Below are 9,471 nucleotides of genomic sequence, written 5' to 3' on the forward strand. Positions count from 1 at the left end.
AGTCCAAGAATGGTATTATTTATCATTAAATCTTTCTACTGTTGTGAACCCCTCTTTTTCGAGATCTTTTCAAGTTCTTCTAGGAGTTCTCTTTCCACTCTTGAAGAAATCGTTTCCATGTGTATACGTTTTATTAAATCGTATATTAACTTTCTGGGATACGCTGGAAAACACTTTGGGAGAATTTCATAAGTTTCTTTTCTTGATTTAAAACCTTAGAAAGAGAATAGCGATGAACGAAGAGCAATTTGTTTCGGAGCTTAAGAAGACTTGGGTTAAGTGAATATCATGTTTCTTTCTTTACTTTATATTCATTGAAAACCGTATTTTAGAGAAAAGTTCTTGGATGTAATGTTTCAGTTGTTTTTGGTTGATGTATTATTGTTCTCTTCTCTTTCTGCTTTTTTTATTTTTTTAGGTAAATTCTTCAATTTTCAAGAGAACTTTTTGCTTGTTTCCTCGAAAAATGGGGAGAATATGAAAACCAAATTACCTATTTCCAAATCCGATATGTGGTTAAGAGTTCAATAGGATTAGTGTTGATTTTCGCTGTTCATTATGGAATCTAATTCTCATGTCTCATGGGTCTTTTGAATCTTTATAAAAGAAACATGTACCTTTTTTGTATCATGAAACTATTATTACTCAATCTAATGACGAACATTTTCAAAGCCGTTGGTTCTCTCAAATTTGGATTGGGTACTTTCCATACTTTTGCACTGTTTTCATCATTTCTATAAGATTCTCATATTTCACTCTTGGATGAATGCTATGCCCAGAACTCAGGATGTAGCCTCCTCGCGGTGCTACATTCTTTAGTAGTTTAATCACTTCTTGTCTTACATATTCTACTGGGGCTTCGCTTAGGGTGAACATGGGATCCACGTTACCCACTACGCATATTCTGTCCCCGTACTTCTTTTTTCCTTCTATTATGTTCATGTTTGCCTGTGGTTCCCAAGGATGTAAAGCATCTATTCCCGCATCAACAATATCTTCCAGTATCTTGTTTAGGTTGCCATCGCTATGTAGGAATACCTTTACTCCCCGATTATGGCAGGTTTGTGTGAATTCTCTCAGATGGGGATACACATATTCTCGAAAATCCTTAGGCGAAATGAAGGGCCCGCTTTTATGGCCGTAATCGTCATACACGACTAGTGCCTCGGCACCCAGATCCATCATGTATTTGGCGGTTTCAATTGCCAGGTTCTTGTGGTCTTCAAAAACTCTTTGTATGAATTTTCGATTATGAAAGAATAGTTTGGTGAAGTTTTCGAATCCAAATATTTCCCAAGTGGATTCAAAGAATCCCATAATGCCGGGCATTATGAAGATTCGGTTTCCCGCTGCTTCCTGGGCTTTCTTGTAGATTCTCTCCCTTATGGGATGATATGGGTCAATTGGGCCCCAAGCATAGTAGTCTTCAGGAGACTTGAAGCCTCCCCCCACGTAGGAACCCATTTCTGTACCATTATACTCTTTGAGTTGGAATTTTCTCCCATACTCGTCGATATATGTGTCCCAGGTGGGATACTTGCATTTGGTGAACTGGAGTAGAACCCCGAGAGAACAGCTGTCAAAACCTATTTTTGCCATAACCATGACCGACTTTGCGTACAGATCGGGTGAATACTTCATGGTGTGTTTCTTTCTGAAATATCGCCAGAAGGGGGTGTGTCTCATATCCCTAGCTGCGCGTATAGTGCCCTTAGTCAAACTGGTTCCTGCAACCTTTTCTGAAATATTATCGTTTGTAATACCAACCTCAAATGTGGGAACCCTATCTGGCTCCTCCCTGCTTAATGCACAAAGGACTCGTTCTCGGGCGTCCAATTCCGGTCACCAAATCTAGTAAAAGCCATGGTGAAATCTCAAATATTTTGGTTACGTAAAGAAAACTGGGATTACAATACGATAAAAAAAGTGAGATATGAGGTTTTCCCTCAAGAAAAAAGAATCGGGGAAACCATTATTGATAGCTTAGACCGAATTTTTTACAAGCACTCTTAATATCTTCTAAACTAATTTTGAGTCCTAGGTCCCTTTCTTTCAAGCATCTTTTTTGCAGATTGATTGGTCCCATTACAATGGACGGCACATCCATAGGATACAGCTCGGGGTTCATTAATATAGTGTATTTTTTAACGGGATATGATTTGAACAATTTTTCCCATTCTTCATAGGTTACAAAGTCTCCAAGGGGGGACGGGTTCCACGGTTGTGTCGGTAGAAAAACTAGTTCCTCAGCTTCTTCCAAATAATCTTCAAAAACCTTGTCCAGCATTTTCTTAGTATCATTATAAGAGGTACGCAAAACGTAGTATGTCCAAACTGGGAGAAGTCCCAATCTCCTTACTGCGAGTGGGACGAGTTGAGTATACTGTTCAACAATCACTCCTCTGGGCTTTATCCCCTTTTCAACCATAGCCTGGTGGACTAGGTAGGTGGTCATGGCGCTTAAGTCATGGGCCTTGTTGGCCTTAATGTGGATAAAATTGTATCCCTGATCCTTGGCAAAATCTTTTGCCGCTTTAACCATTCGGGGACTATTGGCAAACTCGCTGTCGTAACTCTTCGCCGGTTTTTCTTCCTCTATTCCCCAGCCTCCTCTGTGAGATGCGCCCACCTGTTTAAGCCAAGTATCAATTCTTTTGGAGCCGAAAGCATATTCTTCGGGTGTTAAGTCATCCAGACCTCCGCACTGGTAGTAGAATCTGTCATCGAGTTTGTAGTGTAGCCATGGTTCCTGAACGTCGAAAAACACTATGTTTCCTCCTCTCTTAAGGTGGTCTTTTATGAATTTTTGGTAAGCGTTGGGGAGCCAGAACTTGGATCTGAAATGAAAAACGAACGGAAGATTTGTTCTATCATGAATTGGGTCAAAGTGAATAACGATTTCTAGGTTATCATTGTTAGGCAAGAAATCCTTCATCAAGTTTCTTCCGAATTCTATAAAACCTTGTGCGTCGTCAGGGTCTCCACCCCGCCTAGTCACAGTTATATTTAAACCTGAAAACAGCATTGGGTAGCGCATTATGTCTGCAAGGTGTAAACTTCCTCCACTTGAGGCTCCGAGAAAAATGGAGTCAACCTTTTTCCCCTGAAGAACCTCCCGATGATAACTCAGAAATTCTTTCTCTAGAATATCATCTATTCTGGATTTTTTCACTATTTCGGGGTCTCTACCCTGTTGGGCTTTTGTAAGTTGTCCCGCATATATTTTATTTCCCAGTGAGGGAAAGGCGTTAAGAAAGCTTATTAATGGCCTCAAGTAGGAGGGAATCTTCTGATAAACCGCAATGTCATCCTTTAGTATGGAGGCACCAAATAGAAGATATAAAGAGTCGGAGAACCTCAAGTCGGGCGGAACGGAAACAACCAAAATCACACACTCCTCATAAATTCTTATACTCCACATTTAAATAGTTAAATATTTTCAACTGACACTTTGCTTGTAAAGTTTTGGGAGAAATTTAGAGAATTGTTCCATCTCTTCTTTATTATGTTTACGCATAGCGTCTAGAATAGGTGAAGGCATCCTTGCTGGAAACCGAAACGTGGAGCGCATTCGTGTCCCATAGGATTCCGCCTCATATTCGTGGACGAACCAAATAAGGGGCTTATCATCATGATCGATGATACTTGCCACTAAGACGTGACTGTAAATTGTGGGAATAGGAGCTGAACTTGGCTCCTCCCAACGGATACGCAATTTAATAGATGGGGGTCCACCAATTTTCTCTACAGCCACTTGTATTGCACCGACGTGCCCGTACCTACTTGGAGGGACTTCCCATTTAAACGAAACATGATCCTCAGGATGCCATAACTCGTAGCGTTGCGTGTTATCGATGTGGTCCCACCACCAGTCAATCATCTCTGGTGTGACATCCCGTAACTCGTGCTCAATGACAAGGTCCACAGTTTTAGAGTTGGACTCTTCTATCATCTTTCTTATAATTTCAATCAGATCAATTTCCTCTTCTACCATCCTTTACCATCTTCTTTTACCATCTTTTGTACTCGCCGAATCTTTTATACTTCTGGTTTTTTCAGATTTAAAATGCTTTCAAGCAGTTGGATTCTTTTTTTCTTCTCACTTCCCTGTTTCTTTAGGATAAATATATAAAAGTTAACATGTACCCTTTGTATCTAAGGTGGTTTGTATGTGCGATACTCTTGTGGCGTTAGGAAATTCTACTGAGGATGGTTCGGTAATATTTGGAAAGAACAGCGATAGACCACCCAACGAGGCGCAGGTAATCAGACATTTTCCCAGAATGGAGCATCCCGAGGGTTCCAAAGTCAAGTGCACCTATATTGAGATTCCACAGGTACCGGAAACTCTGGAAGTGATCCTGTCCTGTCCGTTTTGGATTTGGGGGGCGGAAATGGGGGTCAACGAGTACGGCGTGGCTATTGGTAACGAAGCGGTTTGGTCAAAGGAACCTTACGCTGAAACCGGACTACTAGGTATGGATCTTCTCAGATTAGGATTGGAGAGAGGAGAGACAGCCAGAAGAGCTCTCGAGATAATAGTTGAACTCTTGGAGCAGTATGGTCAGGGTGGGAACTGCTTTTTTGACCAGTCTCTAATGTATCATAATTCATTCCTTATAGCTGATACGAGTGAAGCCTGGGTTTTGGAAACCGCTGACAAGTACTGGGTTGCTGAGTATGTGAAGGATGTCCGTTCGATTTCAAATGGTTACACTATAGGTAAGGAGTGGGATTTGGCTTCACCAGATTTGGTGGAACACGCCATTGAGAAGGGTTGGTGTAAATCAAAAAATGATTTTAACTTTGCATTGTGCTACGGGGAGCCAGGGATGCGGGAAATAGTACACTGTGTTCAACGTTTTGAGCGTTCATCCAAACTTCTCCAAGAAAAAAGAGGAAAAATAAAGGTAAAGGATATGATGAACTATCTCCGAGACCATGGAGGAATGAGTTTTAAAGAGTGGAATCCCGATAAGCAAATAACCACTGTTTGTATGCACTCTGGACCCATGGAGGTGAGTCAATCCACCGGGAGCTACGTAGGGCATCTCACAGAGGAGCTTCCAACACACTGGTTAACCGGAGGGTCCAACCCATGCATTAGTGTCTTTATCCCATTCTATATAAGCGCCGAGATTCCAGAAACCTTCACTAAAGGCAATGAAAAATATAGTGAAGCCTCTTTCTGGTGGAATCACGAAAAATTGGCGCGAAAAATACAGGAAGACTATCCTCAACGAGCGAGCCTAATAGTTCCAGAGATTGAGACTTTACAATCTAAATTTCTGGAAGAGGCCAGTAATATTCGGAAAAAAGCATTAGACCTCACTCTGGGAGAAGCAATTGAAATACTTGAAAATTTCACGAACAAATGCGTTGAAACAGTGGTCAAGAAGAGTAAAGAATGGTTAAAAACTGTGGAAAAGACAAAACAGGTCACTCCAACCAAGAGCGAATATCTGGACTTTTTGAAATCTGTAAATGAATCAGCTGGATTAAAAACTTGAATTTCTTTTATTTTTTATTTTTAAGAATCCATACATTTTTAAAAAATATGAATTCGTATGTATTTGGCTCATGAAGACCGATCTGGCGTTATACGCCCCTTTTCCGAGAGGGGAGGCTTGTTTCGGGTTATTTTCCCCGTCGGCTAATGCCCGCCGAAAAGGCCTAAATAGACCTTCTTTTGGGGGTTGGAGCCATTTTATCCGTTATTTGATTACAACTGCTAAATACGTACATGAATTCAAATTTTTTAGATAGTTTAATCGTACTTTTTTAAAAATCAGTAATCATTATTTAATAAATAATTTAATTTAGATAAAAACAAACTTTAACACAAAATACACTAAAAAAATTTATCAAGAACCAAAAGAAGATATTTACCAACCAAAAAAATAAATAACCAATAACGACAAAAAGTAATTCAAGAATCATGAGGGGAAAAACTTGTCTGTTACAACCCGAGGATTAGAAGAACAACTCACAACAACCGGAATAGAAGAACTGGATAGACTTCTCAGCGGAGGCATACCTCGCGGATCAACCGCCTTAATACTCTGTGAAGGTCAAAACGCTCAAGACGCGTCTGCGCTCTTAGGCATAATCAGTCTAAACGTGCTAGAAAGAGGGGAAACCGTAATACTTCTAACCACCGATCCGCCCAATGAAACTTATCCTCAACTCTACGCTCCGGACATTACATCCGCCGCATTGAGGGAAAACCGCCTATTCTATATAGACCTATTCAGCTCCTCTATGGGAGTTCAAACATCCGAAGACTCGAACATCGTGGTGGTAGAAAAGCCCCACGATCTAAATCACGTTTTTTACCACACCAGTATGTTTAGAGACGAAAAGCTGAAAGAAATTCCCTGGCCAGGCCTAAAAGTGTCTTGGATATACAATCAGCTTTCCACTACTATATTCACCGTGGGCGACCCTGATAAGGTGCTTAGATTCATTTGGAATCTCAGATCAAAAATCAAAACACTCAGAGACGTAGCATACACTGTAATGAATATGGATATGCATGAGAAAAGGGTGGTTGAAACCGCCAAACACATATTCGACACCGTATTCGAACTTAAAACCGTGGAGAAAGAAGGAATCTCAATTAAACAACTCCGGGTCATAAAAAACGCTGGCTTACCTTGTATCACCGACCCGGTTCCATACTCAGTTGAAATGCGAAAGAGAAAATTCTTGGTGGGGAGTGAAATTGCCACCTCCTTTGAGGAATTAAAAAAGATGTTCTACATTGACCCATCAGGGCAGCTAAGGTTACCAATTTATGACCAATTGGCAAGGTATCTTGTTTTACCCGTAAATATAATACTAAATATTATAAAGAAGGCTAATGATAATAACCTTCTAGATGCAACGAGGAGTCAACTGGAGTTTGCAGGTTACAAAACAGCGAAAGCGCTGTCACATATTTTCAAAGAAAAATACCAGATTAGCGGAAATAAAAACTTGGAGCATTGTTCAAGAATACTCTATGTTTTTGGATGGGGTAAACTTTCATACCAGTTGGAAGAAGACAACGATACAATCAGAGTGTTTATTGAGAATTCACCCATCATTTCGAGTCTCAGAAAACTTAACAAGCCAATCTGTTACACCCAGATAGGATTTTTGAAGGGGACTCTAGAGGAAGCATACGCTTCTCGCTACGATGTTGAAGAAATAAGGTGTGTAGGATTAGGGGACGAACACTGTGAATTTTTAGCTACAAGAATCGAGTCTGCGGAAGCTCCAATTAAAATTAGCGAAATGGAATCCCTTGAACTGCTATCTCCCCTAATCACAACTTCTAAAACCAAACTCAAAGAATTTAAAGAAAAAATTATCCAAAAAAATAGAGAATTGCTTCAAGAAAAATTACTGAACTTCAAACAACTCCCTGAGAAATTATCTGAACTATTTGCCAGTTTAGGCTACAAAGCCAATTTGCTAGAAGTAGGAGAAGAATCTCTAATCTATCAGATTAGTGATTGCCGATACCAGAATAAGGAAAAAGCGCTCCACGATGTGCATATGGCATACTTAGAAGCTTTGTTAGAGGCTATGGGCATAAAAACCGTAATCAGCATCGAACAGGACGAGTCAGCTAAAAATAAATGCGTTATCAAAATTAATAAAGCTTAGTCAAAACCTTTCTTATATTTTAAATCTTCTTCTAAACGATTCCTCCTTTTTTTGTTAGCTATTTGGAAATGACTTCTGGTGAACTAATTAATTGGAAACCATATTATCCAATTATTCTATATCTTCTTAATTAGAATTAAAATAGGAAAAAGATAATTAATTAACTATAACAATTATAAGGTGGAGAGAACATTTAAGGTGGAGTGTTTGAGGAAAATAATCGTTTTGCTCTTAGCAGTACTAATAATATTCTCTATAGGTTTTGGATTATTAGCACAAAATATGGACAATCAACAGCCTTTAGTCCAGAGCTACTATGATTCTCAAAATATTAGAGCCAAACAGGCTTTTTCCAAAACAGTAATGTACGTGACCATAGACGGAGAAATAACCCGATCTACGGAGCTAATGGTTCAAGATGCTTTGTTTAAAGGATTTTATGCTCAGGCTGACCTTATAGTGTTTTTCATAAACACTCCTGGCGGAGAGTTAAGCGCGGTACACAATATTATGAACATGTTTGAGGCCAGCGGAGTACCCATATGTGTATTCGTAGCACCCTTAGGTTCAACTGCATGGAGTGGTGGAACCTATCTACTGATGTCCAGCCACATTTCGGCAATGTCCATTGGCACTATAATGGGCTCCGCTCAGCCGGTGCAAACCGGTCAGCTAGTCTACAATCTTGGATATGTGAGCGCAATGGTTTCATTAATGACCGCTCATGCACGCCTACATGACAGAAACGTAACCATTGCTCAGCAATTCGTTACAATAAACCTAAATCTATTACCTGATACTGCTAAGAAAAGTGGTATGATTGATATAGTAGCCAATGACCTATTCGGTCTTCTGCAACAATTAGAAAATAAAACATTGATAAAGTATAATTCATCTAGTGGGGTTTTAGCTTGGAAACTGGTAGAAACCGCGGATGTTGACGATTATCCTGGAAGGGTTAGTGAAATTGATTTTGCTGGAATAAGTGATTCGCCTTTCCTATACTATTATGATAGACCAATTCAGTACAACGCTCTAAACATTATTGTAAATCCCTACGTCACATATATACTATTAATAGTGGGTCTTTTTGCTATCATTATTGGACTTAAAACACCTGGCTTCGGTGCGGAAATAATAGGAATAATATGCCTTATCCTCGGATTAGCGGGCTTAGGAGTTCTAGGTTTTAATCTGGCATCTATACTGTTCTTCGTCACCGGCTCTGTACTATTCCTACTAGAATTAAAAACTCAGACATTCGCACTGGCAGCCGGTGGTATAGCTTGCTTTATACTCGGGGCTCTCCTAATTTTCCCCACATCAAATTGGCTGATCACATACAATTTCATACAAACAGTGATTATTTCGGTGGTGGTGGTATCCCTCTTCATCTCAGGCTTCTTTGCCTATCTGGTCTACAAGGTGGGGGAAACCAGAAAAATAGCCAAAGAATTAGACATCGAAGAACTGGTTGGAAAAACTGGAAAAACAAAAACAGATCTAACACCCAAAGGACAAGTGCTAGTAGAATCAGAAATATGGAGCGCAAAATCCCACGACAACAAACTCATTCGCGAAGGAACAAAAATCAAAGTAATAGAAGTTAAAGGATTAACGCTCATCGTGGAACCAGTAAAGTCCAAAGCCAAAGAACTATAAAATAAATCTACACCCCCCTACTACTATTTAATTCCCAGTCAGTAGTCCAAATAATTTTAAACTTACATCTAGAATTGTAGGAAACCGTTGTCCGAAACTTCCCCATTTAGGACACCGCCTAAATGGTGTTCGGTTCCTGCTTCATAGGGGAGCACC

Annotated in this window: 6 protein-coding genes; 3 read left to right on the forward strand and 3 right to left on the reverse strand. The window is 39.9% G+C overall.

The genetic code is table 11. The annotated features are described in order from the left end of the window. Positions 1 to 684 precede the first annotated feature (684 nt). The 3 genes from ACUVXA_RS11305 to ACUVXA_RS11315 all read right to left on the reverse strand — a co-directional run bounded on the left by ACUVXA_RS11305 (position 685) and on the right by ACUVXA_RS11315 (position 3,994). Entirely contained in the window at positions 685 to 1,836 is a 1,152-nt protein-coding gene (locus tag ACUVXA_RS11305; RefSeq protein ID WP_445871369.1) for a uroporphyrinogen decarboxylase family protein, read from the reverse strand. Positions 1,837 to 1,972: 136 nt separating this feature from the next. Continuing rightward, positions 1,973 to 3,385, reverse strand: a complete 1,413-nt coding sequence (locus tag ACUVXA_RS11310) for a hypothetical protein (protein WP_445871370.1) — start codon at positions 3,383 to 3,385, stop codon at positions 1,973 to 1,975. A gap of 54 nt (positions 3,386 to 3,439) precedes the next feature. After that, positions 3,440 to 3,994 (reverse strand): DAPG hydrolase family protein, encoded by a 555-nt coding sequence (locus tag ACUVXA_RS11315; protein ID WP_445871371.1) that lies wholly within the window; start codon positions 3,992 to 3,994, stop codon positions 3,440 to 3,442. 175 nt (positions 3,995 to 4,169) lie between these two features. Here ACUVXA_RS11315 and ACUVXA_RS11320 point away from each other — a divergent pair, with 175 nt between their 5' ends. From ACUVXA_RS11320 to ACUVXA_RS11330, 3 genes are all read left to right on the forward strand, one after another. Then, a complete protein-coding gene (locus ACUVXA_RS11320) occupies positions 4,170 to 5,510 on the forward strand; it encodes a C69 family dipeptidase (RefSeq protein WP_445871372.1) in 1,341 nt (446 codons plus the stop codon). Between the two features lie 442 nt (positions 5,511 to 5,952). Beyond that, positions 5,953 to 7,653, forward strand: coding sequence for a V4R domain-containing protein (locus ACUVXA_RS11325; protein WP_445871373.1), 1,701 nt, complete (start codon positions 5,953 to 5,955; stop codon positions 7,651 to 7,653). A 207-nt stretch (positions 7,654 to 7,860) separates the two neighbouring features. Further along, positions 7,861 to 9,315, forward strand: coding sequence for an NfeD family protein (locus tag ACUVXA_RS11330; protein ID WP_445871374.1), 1,455 nt, complete (start codon positions 7,861 to 7,863; stop codon positions 9,313 to 9,315). The last annotated feature ends 156 nt before the right edge of the window (positions 9,316 to 9,471 follow it).

Source organism: Candidatus Jordarchaeum sp., from assembly GCF_052745115.1.

Bases quoted from the DNA above. Each gene is read 5' to 3' on its own strand.
- ACUVXA_RS11315 (WP_445871371.1), bottom strand. From the start codon at position 3,994: ATGGTAGAAGAGGAAATTGATCTGATTGAAATTATAAGAAAGATGATA.
- ACUVXA_RS11320 (WP_445871372.1), top strand. From the start codon at position 4,170: ATGTGCGATACTCTTGTGGCGTTAGGAAATTCTACTGAGGATGGTTCG.